Genomic DNA, 15919 nt, shown 5'->3' with positions numbered 1-15919 from the left:
CTTTGCCTGAGGCTGGCTCGGGCCTGCCGCGCGGAACCGGCGCGGCCGGCGCGCGCGCACATTCGCACACCGCGCCGCCGCCGTCCGGCGCACGCCTGCCTTCGTTCAACGCAGGTCGCGTGCGCCGGCTACCGGCCGGGTCGATCAGTCCCCGTGAAATGTCCCCCGTCCCTGCTCGCTGTCGAGGTGAGCCATCTGCGCGGCCGGATAACGCTCACCGGCAGCCGCCCCGGCGGGAACCGCCGCTTCGATGCGCGCGATGTCATCGACCGTTAGTTGCATTTCAGCCGCCTGCAGCGCGTCCTGAAGCTGCGTGCGCTTGCGCGCGCCGATCAGCGGCACGATATCGCCGCCGCGCGACAGCACCCACGCGATCGCGACCTGCGCGGGATTGCTGCCCTTCTCGTCGGCGATGGCACGCAGCGCGTCGACGAGCGCGAGGTTGTGCGCGAGGTTCTCGCCCTGGAAGCGCGGGCTCGCCGCGCGGAAATCGCGCTCGCCCTGCCGCGCCGTGCTCCAGCGCCCGCCGAGCAGCCCGCGCGACAGCACGCCGTAGGCCGTCACGCCGATCCCGAGTTCGCGGCACGCGGGCAGGATCCCGGCCTCGATACCGCGCGACAGCAGCGAATATTCGATCTGCAGGTCGGAGATCGGCGCGACGGCCGCCGCGCGGCGGATCGTGTCGACGCCGGCTTCCGACAGGCCGACATGGCGCACGTACCCGGCCTTCACGAGATCGGCGATCGCGCCGATCGTCTCCTCGATCGGCACCGCCGGATCGACGCGCGCCGGCCGGTAGATGTCGATGTAGTCGGTGCCGAGCCGTTTCAGCGAGTACGCGACGAAGTTGCGGATCGCCGCCGGCCGCGCGTCGTAGCCCGCAAACCCGCCGGCCGGATCGCGCAGCGCGCCGAATTTCACGCTGATCAGCACCTGATCGCGTGCCCGGCCGCGCAGCGCATCGCGGATCAGCATCTCGTTGTCGCCCATTCCGTAGAAATCGCCGGTGTCGAGCATCGTGATGCCGTGGTCGAGCGCCGCGTGCAGCGTCGCGATGCTCTCGGCGCGATCGGCCGGCCCGTAGAAGTCCGACATCCCCATGCAGCCCAGCGCGAGCGCCGATACCCGCGGGCCCGACCGGCCCAGTTCACGCATCTCCATGTCCGTTTCCTCGAGTGATGAATCGACAGGCCGGATTCTGGGCGCATCGCGACGCGCGATAAATGCGAAACACTCCACCAAACCATTCGACGCTGATTAACAATGGAGCCTGTCCATCCGCCCACACCCCCGCCCCGCATGGATCATCTGCATGCAATGCGCATCTTTGCGCGCGTCGCCCATCTCGGCAGCTTCACGAAAGCGGCCGAGCAGTTGCAACTGCCGCGCCCGACGGTCAGCAACGCCGTCCAGTATCTGGAAAAGCACCTGAAGGTCCGCCTGCTGCAGCGCACGACGCGGCGCGTCGCGCTGACGGCCGAGGGGGCGACCTACTACGAGCGCTGCATGCGGTTGCTGGCCGATCTCGACGATGCGGAAACGCTGTTCGAGGACGCCGGCGCGACGCCGCGCGGCGCGATCCGCGTCGACCTGCCCGAGCGCTTCGCGGTGAACCAGATGATTCCGGCGCTACCGGATTTCCACGCACGTTACCCCGACCTGCGCGTCGTGATCGGCACGACCGACCGCTTCGTCGACCTCGTCGCCGACGGCATCGACTGCGCGGTGCGGGTCGGCACGATGTCCGACACGTCGCTCGTCGCGCGGCGCATCGGCGAGCTGGCGCAGATCAACTGCGCGGCGCCCGCGTATCTGGCGCGCCACGGCACGCCGCGCTCGCCGGACGAGCTGCCGGACCACGTCGCGGTCGGCTATTTCTCGAGCCGAACGGGCCGTGAGCTGGACTGGGAATATGCGGACATGGATACGGGCGAACTGCATGCGGTCAAGATGCGCAGCGTCGTGTCGGTCAACAGCTCGCAGGCGTATCTCGCGTGCTGTCTTGCGGGCCTCGGGCTGATCCAGGCGCCGCGCGAAGGGCTCGGGCCGCTGCTGGCGGACGGCTCGCTGGTCGAGGTGCTGCCGGAATGGAATGCCGAGCCGCTGCCCGTGTCCGTGGTGTTTCCGACCGGGCGGCATCTCGCGCCGCGCGTGCGGATTTTCGTCGACTGGCTCGCGGAGACGCTCGGCGGCCCGTACCGGGCGGGCTGACGCGGGCTGGGGCCGGGGCACCGGCCCCAGCCGGTCGAAACGCTCAGAACTTGTGGCGGATCGCGGCGCGCACCGCGAACTGGTTCGACGACGCCGACGGGCCGTCCGTCCCGACCACGTAGCCGCCGTCGGCCGCGGTGCCGGTCTTGTCGCCGGCAACCTTCTGCCATGCGCCCTGCAGGTAGACGTCGGTGCGCTTCGACAGGCTGTAGTCGGCCATCAGGCCGACCGTGTGGTACTTCGGCTTGAACGATCCGGCCGCGGCATCGAACTTGCCGTCCGTGTACACGTACTGCGCGCCGAGATAGAAGTCGGGCGTGAGCTGGTACTTGCCGTTGATCTCGAAGTTCTGGAACTTCGTCGCGGTCAGCCCGAGGCCGGCGAACGTCGAAGCAGGCAGGTAGACCGTCGATACCGGATTCTTCACGTCCGTCTTCGTGTAGACGAAACCGACCGTGGCCGGGCCGAACGTGTAGTTGACGCCGCCGCCGAAGATCCGCAGGCGGTCGGCGACGAAGTTCGCGTCATCCGCGGTGATCGCGCCCGCGCTGCCGACACCCGGGTTGTTCGCCTGCAGGTACGCAGCCGCGACCTGCAGCCCGGCCAGCGAATACTGCGCACCGAGGCTGTACTGCCGGTTGTTCGAGAAGCCGGTGCTGTTGCTGAAGCTGTACGTGCCGCCGAACGTCAGGCCGTTCCAGTCGGCGCTCGCATACTTGACCGTGTTGTTGACGCGGAACGAGTTGTCCGTGTTGTCGTTGTCGAACGGGTGCGAGAACAGCGTGCCGCCCCAGTTGCCGTTGGCCGTGAGCGGCGCCAGATAATCGACGACCGAGTCGTACTGGCGGCCGAAGGTCAGCGTGCCGAAACGCGACTCGGAGAGCCCGACGAACGCCTGGCGGCCGAACATGCGGCCGCCCTGCCCGAGCCGGCCGTTGTTGACGTCAAAACCGTTTTCCAGCGTGAAGATCGCCTTCAGCCCGCCGCCGAGATCCTCGCTGCCCTTCAGGCCCCAGCGGCTGCCCTGCGCATAGCCGCTCGCGAGCTGGTAATTCGACTTTCCGACCCCATTCACATTCACGTTGTTCGTGTAGTTGAAGCCTTCGTCGATCACACCGTACAGCGTCACGCTGTTCTGGGCGAAGACCGGCGCGGCGAAAGCAGCCAGCGCAGCGGTAAAAAAGACGTGCTTCTTCATGACGAATCTCCGGAGCCGGGGCCGGGCGTGTCGCGCCCGGCGATTGTTCGATCTGTTGTAGGTGTGGCCCGCAGGGCGGACGACGCGGTGTGCGGCCGCGTGAGGACAAAATGGTGTCACGTCGCAAACCGTCCGTCCATCGGGGCATGTGAACCCTGCGCAAAACGTTGCGCTCGTCCAACTGCCCCGTCGCGCGGACGGCCTGACCCGGCTTATCGGCAGCGGCGGGACGCGCCGCCATCCGCGTAAACCCGAGCCCTGGCGCATCGGTGGCACAATGCGCATCCGTTCGTCATTTCTTCACGAATTCATGCTTCACCCCGATTCATGCGCGGCGTGTGCCGGCCGCGCACGCGGCCCGCGCCGGAAGGCGGCCCGATGACCGCGCCGGCCCGGGCCGGCCGCTACGCCGAGCTCGATTTCTTTCGCGGCCTCGTGCTGCTCGTCATCGTCGTCGACCACATCGGCGGCAGCATCCTGTCGCGCGTGACGCTGCACGCGTACGCGCTGTGCGACGCAGCCGAGGTGTTCGTGTTCCTTGGCGGCTTCGCGACCGCGATCGCGTACAACTCGCTCGCCGAGCGGCACGACGAAGCCGCCGCGCGCCAGCGCTTCATCCGGCGCGCGTTCGAGATCTACCGCGCGTTCCTCGTGACGGCCGGCCTGATGCTGCTGATCACGGCCGTGCTGAACGCGTTCGCGATCGACGGCCCGAACATGCCGACCAACGACCTCGACGGCCTGCTCCACAAGCCGCTCGCCGCGCTGCGCGACATCCTGCTGTTCCGCCGCCAGCCGTACCTCGCGTCGGTGCTGCCGATGTACGCGTTCTTCGCGCTGCTCGTCCCGCTCACGCTGCCGCTCGCACGCACGCAGCCGTGGCTGCTGCTCGCGTTCAGCGGCTCGCTGTGGTTCGCGGCGCCGCATGTCGCGCGCTTCCTGCCGACCGTCGAAGGCGCGCCGTGGGACTTCAACCCGTTCGCGTGGCAGTTCCTGTTCGTGCTCGGCGTGATCGCGCGCTGCCAGCCCGTCTACCAGACGCTCGCGCCCAAGCCGCAGGGCTGGCTGCTGACGGCCGTGTCGCTCGCGATCGTCGCGGCCGGCGCGTACTACCGGCTGCGCATCGAACCGTTCCCGACCGATCCGTCGATCAAGCAGAACCTCGGCGCGCTGCGGCTCGCGAACTTCCTCGCGATCGCGTGGCTCGCGGCCAAGCTCGTCCACCTCGGCTGGATGAAGAAGGTCGCGCACGCGATGCCGTGGATCGGCACGATCGGCCGGCAGGGGCTGCTGTGCTTCGTCGCGGGCACCGGCATCTCGCTCGCGGTCGATTCGCTGCTTTACCAGGCGACCGAGGGCTATCTCGACGTGAAACTCGGGCTGACCGCCGACGTCGTCGCGATCGGCCTGCTGTATCTCGTCGCCAAACTCTACGGGCCGCTCGTCGCGCGGCTGCCGTTCCGATCGCGGCGATGACGCGCCGCGCCGTCATGCGCCGCTGCTACGATAGCCGGCGCCTCTCCTGAAACGATTCGACATGCGCCGACTCGCCCTTCCGTTCGCCCTCGCCCTGATCGCCGGCTCCATCGCCACCGCCCGCGCCACGCCGCCCGCGCCCGCGGTATCGCCCGCGCCGCCGCCGGCCGTCCAGACCGCGACGACCCCGTCGGCCGCCCAGGAGCCCGCGCTCAATCCGGGCAGCAGCGTCGTGCTGCGCACGTTCCGGTCGGCGTCGCTGAAGCGCGACTGGTCGTACACGGTCTACCTGCCGCCCGGCTACAACCCGGAAGGCGCGCGCTACCCGGTGATGTACCTGCTGCACGGCAATGCCGGCAACGCGAACGACTGGGTCACGCAGGGCCGGCTGCAGGCCACCGCCGACACGCTGATCGAGCGCCGCGAGATTCCGCCCGTCGTGATCGTGATGCCGCAGGGCGGCACCGACTGGTACGTCGACCGCAAGGAGAAGATGCAGAGCGCGTTTCTCAACGACCTGCTGCCCGAAGTCGAAGCGCACTTCGCGGTGTCGAACCAGCGCGCGGGCCGTGCGATCGGCGGCGTGTCGATGGGCGGGTTCGGCGCGCTGCGCTTCTCGCTGCTCGAACCGGGGCTGTTCTGCGGCGCGATGCTGCTGAGCCCCGCGATCTACGCGAACGAGCCGCCGCTCAATTCCGCCGCGCGCTACGTCGGCGTGTTCGGCGACCGGCAGTTCGACCCGCGCGTGTGGCACGAACTCAACTACCCGGCGCTGATGCGCGGCTATTTCGCGCGCAGCTGGCGAATCCCGATGTTCATCGCGGCCGGCGACGACGACCTGACCATCCAGGCCGAATCGAGCGTGCTGTACACGCACCTGCGCCGCGCGCAGAACCCGGCCGAACTGCGCATCGTCGACGGCGGGCATACGTGGGACGTATGGCGCGGGCTGCTCGGGACGGGACTGAAGTACGCGCTCGAGTGCGTGAAGTGACGGCGGGCGGGCGCTACCCCGCCCGTCTTCACCCGGCGCGACGGTGACCGGCCGGCCGCAGGCCGTCGCCCCGTCCCATGCGCTGCGCACGCCGTCCCGGCGCGCCCGGGCCTGACGGCGGGCTCAAAGCCACGTGCCGCCCTGGCGCTCGTCCGGCTCCCCGGCGAGCGCATCGAAATCGTGAATCCAGTCCAGGTGATGCAGCACGCTGTCGCGCTCGGCCAGACGCGCATTGCGCGCCTGCGCGGCCGGCCCGTCGGGCAGATGCAGCACATCGGCCACGGAAATCGACGCGTACTGCACCTTGCGCGTGCGGCCGCGACGCAGCCGCTCGTACGCTTCCTGCGCCTCTCGCCAGTTGCCCGGCCCGGCCTTCGCCAGTTGCGCCGCCAGCACCACCGCATCCTCGATCGACTGGTTCGCGCCCTGCCCGTGGTGCGGCACCAGCGCATGCGCGGCGTCGCCGATCAGCGTCACGCGCCCGCGGCTCCAGCGGCCGAGCGGCGGCCGATGGAACAAGCCCCAGCGCTGGCTGATCGGCACCGCGGTGATCATCTGCACCACCGCCGGATGCCAGTCCCTGAATACACGCAGTTGCTCGCCCTCTTCCGACGGCATCACCCAGTCGCGCGACGGCCACGGTGACGGATGACGCTCGACCAGCAGGAAATTCTGGTCGCCGCCGTCGCCGATCGGATAGTGCAGCAGGTGCCCGTGCGGCCCGATCCAGTACTGCAGCGTTTCGGGATCGGGCAGCAGGCTCAGCCGCGCGGCCGGCACCACGCCGCGAAAACCCGAACAGCCCGAATACAGCGCATCGTCGTAGCCGAGCATCCAGCGCCGCGTGATCGAGCGCGCGCCGTCCGCGCCGATCACGAGATCGGCGTCGATGCGCACGCCGTTGTCGAACGCCAGCGTGACGCGATCGGCGTGCTGCACGAGATCGGTCAACCGGTGGCCGAGATGGATGCTGTCGAGGCCGACCGCCTTCGACAGCAGGGCCTGCAGATCCGCGCGATGCACGCCCCAGTACGCGCCGCCGAATTGCCGGCGATAGTCGGGCTCGCCGCGATGATGGCCGATCACCGCACCGCTGCGGCCGTCGCGATAGACGAGCCCCGGGATGTCCGCGCACACCGCGTCGAAGGCCGCACGCAGGCCCATGCGTTCGTAGAAGCGCGTCGCATTGGCCGACAGCGCGACGGCCGCGCCGACTTCGCGCAGCACCTCCGTCTGTTCGTAGATCTGCGCGTCGATGCCGTGCTCGCGCAGCGCGAGCGCGAGCGTCAGCCCGCCGATCCCGGCGCCGACGATCGCAATCTTCAGGTTCGTCTGCATGATGAAGGTGTCTCCGATATTCCGATGTGGGGTGTGCGACGTGCGCAGCGGCCATGCCGATTGCATGGGCCGTATCGGTATTCTCGGGAGCCGACTTTCATTCCACAATAAAATGAAATGAATCTGCATCATCACTGAATGCAATGAACCGGGCGAGGCAAAACCCATGGAACTGAGCGATATCGACCTCAACCTGCTGCTGCTTTTCCAGCGGCTGATGCAGGAACGGCGCGTGTCGAGCGTCGCCGAGCAGATGAACATGAGCCAGCCGGGCGTGAGCAACGCGCTCGCGAAGCTGCGCCGCCGGCTCGGCGATCCGCTGTTCGTGCGCGGGCCGGGCGGCGTGGTGCCGACGCCGTTCGCGCTGCGCCTGGCGGAACCCGTGTCGCACGCGCTCGCGACCCTGCACGCCGCGCTCAATCCCGAGACCGGTTTCGATCCGCTGCGCGCCACGCGCACGCTGACGATCGGCATGACCGACATCGGCGAAGTCGTGTTCCTGCCCGCGCTGCTCGAACACCTGTCGCAAGCGGCGCCGGGCATCGCGCTCAATACCGTGCGCAACACGAGCATCAACCTCGGCGACGAAATGGCCGACGGCCGCGTCGATCTCGCGATCGGCCTGCTGCCGCAGCTCAAGGGCGGCTTCTATCAGCGCCGGCTGTTCGATCAGCGTTATGTGTGCCTGTTCCGGCGGGGGCATCCGCTCGAGGACGCGCCGCTCACGGTCGACGCATGGCGCAATGCCGAACATCTGGTCGTGGTGTCGGCCGGCACCGGTCACGGGCAGGTGGACGAATGGCTGAGGCGCCGCCGCGTGGCGCGCCAGGTGCGGCTGACGGTGCCGCATTTCATGAGCGTCGGCTACATCCTGCAGCGCACCGACCTGATCGCGACGGTGCCCGAGCATCTCGCGCAGCAGCTCGCCGCACCGTTTTCGCTGGGCTGGCGCGCACTGCCCGTCGCGCTGCCGGGGACGCCGATTCACATGCTCTGGCATGCACGGGTCAACCAGGACGAGGGGAACCGGTGGCTGCGCGACGTCGTGGTCGATCTGTTTGCGCAGACCGGCACGCGGGCACGAAAGGCCGCGCCCGGCCGGACGAAGTAGTCAGCCGAGCGTGCGTTGCGATGTCGCCCGGACATGCGCACCGCGCATTTCGACTACATTGCCGAATGCGGCGATGATCCCGGTCATCGACCGCCTCGTCCTCTTTCAACCAGCAGGAAATCAAGCCATGTCTGTCTCGAAGAAATTCGCAGCCGTCACGGGCGCCGGCTCCGGCATCGGTCGCGCAGCGGCCGTCGCGCTCGCCCACGCGGGATTCACCGTCGCGCTGCTCGGTCGCACGGAGGCCTCGTTGCGCGAAACGCAGGACGCGATCCGCGCCGCCGGCGGCGACGCGCACGTGTTTCCTGCGGACGTCACCGACGAAGCATCGGTCGACCACGCGTTTGCGCAGATCGCGCAGCAGTTCGGCCGGCTCGACGTGCTGTTCAACAATGCCGGCCGCAACGCGCCCGCGGTTTCCCTCGACGAATATGAATTCGATCTGTGGAACAGCGTCGTCGCGACGAACCTGACCGGCGTCTTTCTGTGCGCGCGGGCCGCATGGCGCGTGATGAAAGCGCAAACGCCGCAGGGCGGCCGAATCATCAACAACGGCTCGATCTCGGCGCATGCGCCGCGCCCCGATACGATCGCGTACACGGCCACCAAGCATGCGGTGACCGGAATCACCAAGGCGCTGGCGCTCGACGGCCGCCGGTACAACATCGCGTGCGGCCAGATCGACATCGGCAACGCCGCGACGTCGCTGACGGAACGGATGACGCAAGGCGTCCCGCAAGCCGACGGCAGCCTCGCGCCCGAAGCGCGCATGGACGTCACGCACGTCGCGAACGCGATCGTCCAGATGGCGAACCTGCCGCTGGACACGAACATCCTGAACATGACGATCATGGCGACGGCCATGCCGTTTGTCGGGCGGGGATAAGCGCGCGGCGAGGAATCCCGATCGGGCCGCATGCATGCGCGGCGCTGCATCGCCGGGCCGGCCCGAATCATGCCCGCTCAGCTCGCTGCGAGATATCGCTGCGGCGATTCGCCCGTGATCCGTCGGAACATGACGATGAACGCGCTCGCGCTGCGATACCCGAGATCTTTTGCCACCTGCGCAACCGACTGGCCGAGCGCAAGGCGCGTGATCGCTTCCGCGACGCGCATCTGCTGCCGCCAGGCCACGAACGTCAGCCCCGTCTCGGCATGCAGCCGGCGCGCGAGCGTACGGCCGCTCGCGCCGAATTGCTCGCCCCAGAAGTCCAGCGTGAGATCGCTCGCGGGGTCGTTCATCATGTGCTCGCACAGCTTGAGCAGGCGCTCATCGCGCGGCAAGGGCACACCCGGCTCGGCGAGGCTCGGCGTTTCCGCGAGCACTTTCATCAGCAACGACGCGGCGAGCCCGGCACGGCTCGTGGCCGTATAGGTATCCGCCCCGTCGACCACCGTGAGCGCGAGTTCCCGCAGCAACACCGACACGGCGATGACCGCCGGCTCTTCCCAAGGCCACGGAAACACTTCGGGTTCCACATAGACGCTGCATAGCGCGGTGTCGCCCACCGCGTGCAGTTCGTGATCGACGTCCGACGGCAGCCACACCGCCCGCGACGGCGGGAGCGTCCATGTGCGGGCCGGCGTGAGCACGCGAACGACGCCCTTCGCTGCAAAGACGAGCTGGCCATGGCGATGCTGATGCCAAGCCACGCGTTCGCCTTGACGGTAGTTCACGAGGGTCGCGGCCACCTGGCGCGGCAGCGGCACCCGCGCCAGCGGATAGCGCTTGAGCAGAAAAGCCTTCATCGGAGACGTTCGAAAGGAAGTGCGCCATGATATTTCAAATTCACCAAATTCTGTCAAAAAATCGATATCACCTGTCTACCTTTCGGCTCCGGGAGGCATTAATCTCCTTACCCATCAATGGTTACGGCCAAATCCCGCTCGCCATATTTAATACGTCTCATTCTTATTTCTGAGACACAACACGTGCAGCCAGCACGTCCGCACGACCTTCGACGACTTATGCCTCTCATTGCCTCATTGCTCCGCTACTCACGCTGGTTGCTGCCGGTCGCGCTGCTCGCGAGTCTCGCGAGCGGCTTCGCGAACGCGGCGCTCGTGGCACTCATCAATCAGGCGTTGCAAGCGTCGGGCGCACAGCTGATGCACCTGGGCATGCGCTTCGTACTGCTCGCCGCGCTGGTGCTCGTGACCCGCATCGGCTCGCAGGCGCTATTCATGTATCTCGGTCAGCGCGTCAAGGCTCAACTGCGCATGCAGACGATCGGACGCATTACCGCCGCGTCGTTCCGCGATCTGGAGCGGTGCGGCGCGGCCCGCGCGGTGGGCGCGCTGACCCAGGATCTCGACAGCATCGTCGTGTTCTTCGTGAGCCTGCCCTCTATTGCGATGCAGGGCGCCGTGATCGTCGGCTGTCTCGCGTACCTCGGCATGCTCTCGCTGCCGATCCTTGCGGTCGCGCTGGGCGTGCTCGGGGCCGGCACGCTCGGCACGCAGCTGGTGAGCGCCCGTGCGCTGCGTCATCTGCGTGCCTCGCGCGACCGCGAGGACACGCTGCTGAACCAGTTTCGTGCGTTGTTCGACGGCGCCAAGGAACTCAAGCTGCATCGCGCCCGCGCGGACGCGTTCGTCGGCAGCGAGCTCGCACCGCACGTGGAAGCGGTGCGCGTGCAGCGCACGCGCGGCTATGTGCTGCACGCGCTCGCGGCAAGCTGGGGCAATTTGCTGCTGTTCGGTTTCGTCGGCCTGACGACTTTCGTGCTCGCGCATCTGTTCGGCGCCGACGCACACGTCATGTCGGGTTACGCGCTCGTGTTCCTCTATCTGATCATGCCCGTCGAAGGGCTGCTCGCGGCGCTACCGTCGCTCAACTCGGCACGCGTTGCGTTCGAGCGCATCGGCGCGCTCGAAGCGGCGCTGCCTGCCGAACCAGGCAATCACGCCGATTCCGCCCCAGCCCCGGCCGAAGGATTCTCGCGCATCGCGTTCGAAGGTGTCGAACATCGCTATGTGCGCGAAAGCGACGACGGCCTGTTCACGCTCGGGCCCATCGATCTGACGTTCGACGCCGGAGAGCTCGTGTATCTCGTCGGTGGCAACGGCAGCGGCAAGACCACGCTCGCGAAGCTGCTCGTCGGCCTTTACGCGCCCGAGCGCGGCCGTCTGCTCGTCGATGGCGTCGCCGTGGACGACACGACGCGTGCCGCGTATCGACAGCGTTTCTCGGTGGTCTTCAGCGATTTTCATCTGTTCGATTCGCTGCTCGGCCTGACCGGCGAACGCGAAGGGATGGCGCGTACGTTGCTCGTCGCGCTGCAACTCGACCACAAGGTGCGCATCGAGCGCGGCACGTTCTCCACGCTCGCCCTTTCGCAAGGTCAGCGCAAACGCCTCGCGCTGCTGGTCGCATTCCTGGAGGATCGACCGTTCTATGTCTTCGACGAATGGGCGGCCGATCAGGACCCGGCCTTCAAGGACGTGTTCTATCGCACGCTGTTGCCCGCGCTGAAGGCGAACGGCAAGACCGTGCTGGTCATCACGCACGACGATCGCTACTTCGATCTCGCCGACCGGCTCATCAAACTCGAGAACGGGCGCATCGCCGCGATTAGCGCGGACACGGCCGGCGCGGACAATGCGCGGCGTACGGGCGGCAACGACATGGCGAGCGCGGCATGAGCCACATCGTGCGCGACGAAGCAGCCCGCTCCGCATGCGGCGACACCGGCAATACCGCGACGTTCTCGCTCGAACGCGTGTCGTACGTCGCCAGCGGCCGTCCCCTGCTGCAATCGATCACTCTCGCGATCGAACCCGCATGCGTGACCGGGCTGGTCGGGCACAACGGTTCGGGCAAATCCACGCTCGTCAAATTGCTCGCTCGCCAGCTCGCCCCCACTGCCGGCACGATTCGCTACGCGGGCAAGCCGCTCGCCGACTGGGGCGCACGCCAGTTCGCGCGCCAGGTCGCGTATCTACCGCAGCAGACGCCGCCCACCGACGGCATGACCGTGCACGAACTGGTCGCCCTCGGGCGTTATCCGTGGCATGGCGCGCTCGGACGCTTCGGGGAAGAAGACGCCGAGCACGTCGAGCGCGCGATGCGTGCAGCCGATGTGCTCCGTCACGCCGATCGCCCCGTCGACGTACTGTCGGGCGGCGAGCGTCAGCGTGCATGGCTGGCGATGCTGGTCGCACAGGACTGCCGCTGCATGCTGCTCGACGAACCGACGTCGGCGCTCGACCTCAACCATCAGCTCTCCGTGCTCGAACTCGTGCGCACGCTCTGCGCGACGAGGGCGATGAGCGCCGTCGTCGTCCTGCACGACGTGAACATGGCCGCGCGATTCTGCGACCGCATCGTTGCGCTGCGCGAGGGCCGTCTGCTGATGCGCGAGCGCGCCGCCGACATCATGGACCCGGTACACCTCGAATCGATCTACGGCGTGCCGATGCGCGTGAGCGCCGATCCGGTCAGCGGGCGGCGCCTGGGGTTTCCGGCATGAACCCGCTCGTTGCGAATCCGCGCCGCCGGCAACTGCTCGTCGCGTTCACCGCGCTCGCCGGCTCAGGCCCACGGTTCTCCGCGCCATGCGTCGCTGCCGCGGTCACACGGTTCCCGCACCGCATCGTGGTGCTCAACTGGGAACTGACGGAAACGCTGCTCGCGCTCGGGCGCGCGCCCGTCGGCATTCCGTTGCCCGACTGGTATGCGAGCGGCATCGTGACGCCGCCGTTGCCGCCCAGCGTCGCCGATGTCGGCCTGCTCTATCAGCCGAATTTCGAGGTGCTGCTCGCGCTCGCGCCGGATCTCATCATCGTCACGCCGGCGCATGCGGCGTTGATGACGCCGCTCCGACGCATCGCGCCGACGCTCACGCTGGGCACATACATGAGCGCTGCACGGCCTCTCGAGGTGCTCTGCGACGAAACCTCCGCGATGGGGCGCGCGATCGGTGCGCCGCTATGCGCCACCGAGCTGATCGCCGCCGCGCAACAGGAATTCGCGTCGGTGGCCACCCGGATCGCGAGCACCGGGGCTCACCCGGCGCGAGCCGTGATCGTCGCCGAAGCACTCGACGAGCGACATTTTCGCGTCTATGGCGCGGGTAGCCTGTTCGACGACGTGCTCGCGCGCATCGGTGTCGACAATGCGGCCCATCCTCGCGACGCGGCGAGCCGCGCGGCCTCCACGCCATGGCGCACCTCCGTAACCGGCTCGGCCACCGTCGCGCTGGAACGCCTGTTCGATGTCCCGCACGCGGACATTCTGCTGATCGGGCCGCTGCGCGCCGCCGTGCGTGCCGCGCTGAACCAGAGCCCGTTGTGGCGTGCGCTGCCTGCCGTGCGCGAGAAACGCGTCGCAGTACTGCCGGTGATCGCGGCCTTCGGCGGACTCGTGTCGATGCGCCGCTTCGCCGCGGCCGTCTCGATCGCCCTCGCCACACTTGAGCACGGCGGAGGCAGCCTTGCGTAACCTCGTGCTGGCCGGACGCGTCGCGCGGACAAGCGATCGGCGCCTGGCGCTGGTCGGCGCCATGGCCGTACTCGCCGCATGCCTCACCGCCGCGGACGTGCATCGCGCACTGGCGGGCGCATCCTTTTGGCACGCGCTCGCGGCCACCGCCGACACGCAGGACGTGGGGGCCTTGCTCGTCCACTACAGCCTGCTGCCGCGCGTCGCGATGACACTGCTGTGCGGCGCCGCACTCGGTCTCGCGGGCGCGCTGATGCAACAGGTGCTGCGCAATCCGCTCGCTGAACCCATGACGCTCGGGGTGTTCCCGGGCGCGTATCTCACGCTGTCTGTCGCGACGATCTGGATGCCCGGCTGGTTGGCCATGGGTCGAAGCACGCTGGCGCTCGCGGGCGGCGCGACCGCAATGCTCGTCGTGTTCGCGCTGGCATGGGCGCAACGTATGTCGCCGCTCGGCGTGATCCTCGGCGGCATGGTGGTGAACCTGTACTGCGGCGCAATCAGTCTCGCGATCTCGGTGGTGCATTTCGACAGGCTTGCCGGCTTGCAGATCTGGGGCGGCGGCGCGCTCGACCAGAACGGCTGGCAACCGACGCTGCATCTGGGCATGCAGCTCGCCGCCTGCGCGGGCGGCGCCGCCCTGCTCTATCGTCCGCTGAGTCTGTTCGACGCAGGCGACACGACGGCGCGCCATCTCGGTGTCGCGGTCGGATGGGTGCGCGGCGCCGCGTTGTTCGTCGCGGTCGCGCTCACGGCGTTCGTGGTCGCCGAAGTGGGCGTCATCGGCTTCATCGGCCTGGCCGCACCGTTGCTGGCCCGCCTGGCCGGCGCGCGGCAATTGCGCGCGCGGCTCGTGTGGTCACCGCTCACCGGCGCGGCGCTGCTGTCGCTCACCGATGAAATCGTGCGCACGGCCGCGCGGGCCGACCTGTTTTCCGCACACGTGATCGCGACCGGAAGCGCGACCGCGATCGTGGGCGTGCCGCTGCTCGTCGGGTTGCTGCCGCGTTTGCGCTCGCGGCCCGATGCGCATGCTGCAACGGGCCCCCGGCATGATCGCCGCGCGCCTCGTGCGATGGCGCTGGTGTGGGCCATGCTGCTGCCGCTCGCATGCCTGCTGTCGCTGGCGGTCTCTCGCGGCCCCACCGGCACGAGCGTCGCCACGCTCACGCAAATCGAGAGCCTGCTGTTCTGGCGCGTACCCCACCTCGTCGCGGCGCTGGCGGCGGGCGCTCTGCTGGCAGTCGCGGGAACACTGCTGCAACGCATGAGCGCGAATCCGATGGCGAGTCCCGACGTGCTCGGTGTGGGTTCCGGCGGCATGTTCGGCATGGTCGCCGTGCTGTTTCTCGGTCACCGCCTCGTTCCCGCCGCGCTCGTGGCTGGCTGCGTGGCCGGCACGTTCGCGACGTTGGTGCTGCTCGTCTGGTTCGGACGGCGCGCGCGATTCGCGCCCGAGCGCCTGCTGCTCGTCGGGCTGTCGATCAGTGCGCTGTTCAACGCGGTAGTCGGCGCGCTGATGTCAAGCGGCGATCCGCGCGCGGGCGTGCTCGTCGATCTGTTGATCGGATCCACCTATTACGTCGCGCCCGGCATCGCATGGAGCGTCGCGGCACTGGCGCTCCTCGCGCTCGCCGTTGCACCGCTGACCGGACGCTGGCTCGCCGCTCTTGCGCTCGGCACGGACGTCGCGGCGAGCGTCGGCGTGCCCGTGGGTCGCGCGCGCTTCGCATTGCTGTTGCTGGCGGCCATGTCAACGGCGGCGGCTACCGTGATTGTCGGGCCGTTGTCGTTCGTCGGGTTGATCGCGCCGCATATCGCACGGTTTTCCGGTGCGCGCCGCCCCGTGCCGCAGCTTTATCTGGCCGCAACCCTCGGCGCGCTGCTGATGGTGACGGCGGACTGGCTCGGGCGGCAGATCGTTTTTCCGCAGGAAATCGCGACCGGCCTCGTCGCCACGCTGCTCGGCGGACCGTGGCTCGTCGCGCTCGTGATGCTGCGCGGGTTGCGGCGGTAATTGCGTCACGGGTCGCGGGATCGACCACGATGTCGGCCCGGCGATTGTTCGGTAGTGCATGGATTCAAGACAGACGAGGCCGTCAGATGCCCGTCGATAAAGATCGTCCCCCCCATTTTTCAACCCGCCGC

13 protein-coding genes are annotated in these 15919 nt (G+C 68.3%); 9 read left to right on the top strand and 4 right to left on the bottom strand.

Going from position 1 to position 15919, the window contains the following annotated elements:
* Positions 1–144 precede the first annotated feature (144 nt).
* On the bottom strand, positions 145–1161 hold the full coding sequence (locus tag E9536_RS06710) for an aldo/keto reductase (protein ID WP_136469537.1): 1017 nt from the start codon (positions 1159–1161) through the stop codon (positions 145–147).
* 138 nt (positions 1162–1299) lie between these two features.
* Between E9536_RS06710 and E9536_RS06705 the strand changes: the two genes are divergently transcribed.
* Positions 1300–2211 (top strand): LysR family transcriptional regulator, encoded by a 912-nt coding sequence (locus E9536_RS06705; protein WP_048022506.1) that lies wholly within the window; start codon positions 1300–1302, stop codon positions 2209–2211.
* A gap of 43 nt (positions 2212–2254) precedes the next feature.
* Here the strand turns inward: E9536_RS06705 and E9536_RS06700 are convergent, their stop codons facing one another.
* A complete protein-coding gene (locus tag E9536_RS06700) occupies positions 2255–3409 on the bottom strand; it encodes a porin (RefSeq protein ID WP_059697457.1) in 1155 nt (384 codons plus the stop codon).
* A 378-nt stretch (positions 3410–3787) separates the two neighbouring features.
* On the opposite strand from E9536_RS06700, the gene E9536_RS06695 reads away from it, so the two are divergent.
* Together E9536_RS06695 and E9536_RS06690 are read left to right on the top strand one after the other, a co-directional pair.
* Positions 3788–4885 (top strand): OpgC domain-containing protein, encoded by a 1098-nt coding sequence (locus tag E9536_RS06695; protein WP_027791907.1) that lies wholly within the window; start codon positions 3788–3790, stop codon positions 4883–4885.
* A 61-nt stretch (positions 4886–4946) separates the two neighbouring features.
* Positions 4947–5879 carry an alpha/beta hydrolase-fold protein gene (locus tag E9536_RS06690; RefSeq protein WP_059707176.1) on the top strand — a complete coding sequence of 311 codons (933 nt, stop codon included), beginning with the start codon at positions 4947–4949 and terminating at the stop codon, positions 5877–5879.
* Between the two features lie 123 nt (positions 5880–6002).
* On the opposite strand, the gene E9536_RS06685 is transcribed toward E9536_RS06690, so the two are convergent.
* On the bottom strand, positions 6003–7217 hold the full coding sequence (locus E9536_RS06685) for an FAD-dependent monooxygenase (protein ID WP_136469536.1): 1215 nt from the start codon (positions 7215–7217) through the stop codon (positions 6003–6005).
* 166 nt (positions 7218–7383) lie between these two features.
* Here E9536_RS06685 and E9536_RS06680 point away from each other — a divergent pair, with 166 nt between their 5' ends.
* Both E9536_RS06680 and E9536_RS06675 read left to right on the top strand, forming a co-directional pair.
* Positions 7384–8328, top strand: a complete 945-nt coding sequence (locus E9536_RS06680; RefSeq protein ID WP_059697463.1) for a LysR family transcriptional regulator — start codon at positions 7384–7386, stop codon at positions 8326–8328.
* Positions 8329–8455: 127 nt separating this feature from the next.
* Positions 8456–9214 (top strand): SDR family oxidoreductase, encoded by a 759-nt coding sequence (locus E9536_RS06675; RefSeq protein ID WP_059697465.1) that lies wholly within the window; start codon positions 8456–8458, stop codon positions 9212–9214.
* A 77-nt stretch (positions 9215–9291) separates the two neighbouring features.
* On the opposite strand, the gene E9536_RS06670 is transcribed toward E9536_RS06675, so the two are convergent.
* The gene (locus E9536_RS06670; RefSeq protein WP_124531797.1) at positions 9292–10077 is read right to left on the bottom strand and encodes a helix-turn-helix transcriptional regulator; all 786 of its coding nucleotides are present in this window, start codon (positions 10075–10077) and stop codon (positions 9292–9294) included.
* A 219-nt stretch (positions 10078–10296) separates the two neighbouring features.
* Between E9536_RS06670 and E9536_RS06665 the strand changes: the two genes are divergently transcribed.
* From E9536_RS06665 to fhuB, 4 genes are read left to right on the top strand one after another with little or no spacing between them, the layout of a single operon-like run.
* A complete protein-coding gene (locus tag E9536_RS06665; RefSeq protein ID WP_136469697.1) occupies positions 10297–11973 on the top strand; it encodes a cyclic peptide export ABC transporter in 1677 nt (558 codons plus the stop codon).
* Positions 11970–12800: an ATP-binding cassette domain-containing protein gene (locus tag E9536_RS06660; protein WP_124531795.1), complete on the top strand. Its 831-nt coding sequence runs from the start codon at positions 11970–11972 to the stop codon at positions 12798–12800. The genes E9536_RS06665 and E9536_RS06660 overlap by 4 nt, the downstream gene beginning before the upstream one ends.
* A complete protein-coding gene (locus E9536_RS06655) occupies positions 12797–13771 on the top strand; it encodes an iron-siderophore ABC transporter substrate-binding protein (RefSeq protein WP_136469535.1) in 975 nt (324 codons plus the stop codon). The genes E9536_RS06660 and E9536_RS06655 overlap by 4 nt, the downstream gene beginning before the upstream one ends.
* Entirely contained in the window at positions 13764–15788 is a 2025-nt protein-coding gene (gene fhuB, locus E9536_RS06650; protein WP_247873420.1) for a Fe(3+)-hydroxamate ABC transporter permease FhuB, read from the top strand. The genes E9536_RS06655 and fhuB overlap by 8 nt, the downstream gene beginning before the upstream one ends.
* Positions 15789–15919: the final 131 nt, after the last annotated feature.

This window comes from Burkholderia sp. LS-044, assembly GCF_004803625.1.
GTDB lineage: Bacteria > Pseudomonadota > Gammaproteobacteria > Burkholderiales > Burkholderiaceae > Burkholderia > Burkholderia cepacia.
Note: the sequence above shows the minus strand (reverse complement) of the source record. Positions and strands in the feature narration are given on the sequence as shown.